Raw genomic sequence first — 256 nt, forward strand, 5'->3', positions numbered from 1 at the left:
GATTATTTTATCTGGTAATTGAGCTGGTGTTTTATTTAATCCCCAAGGGTCAATCCAAGTCATCGGATTGGGGGCATACTGATACAGGTTCAATCCGCCCGCTAACCCTATGGGATCTTAGGGACTATCCCGACGCCATCATACGGTTGAGCGGACCTTTCCCCCTGATTTAGCAGCCTTTTTCTTCGCCACTTTTTCCCGCCCTGTTAAAGAACATATCAACTCGCCCCGACGGGCACTTTCCCGATGTTAGCGC

1 pseudogene is annotated in these 256 nt (G+C 49.2%); it reads right to left on the reverse strand.

Annotated elements, in window-relative coordinates:
- Nucleotides 1-117, reverse strand: a pseudogene (locus ABR397_RS23950) (RHS repeat-associated core domain-containing protein); the annotation flags it as partial.
- Between the last annotated feature and the right edge of the window lie 139 nt (nt 118-256).

The sequence above is a fragment of the Photorhabdus viridis genome (assembly GCF_040256935.1).
Classification (GTDB): Bacteria; Pseudomonadota; Gammaproteobacteria; order Enterobacterales; family Enterobacteriaceae; genus Photorhabdus; species Photorhabdus viridis.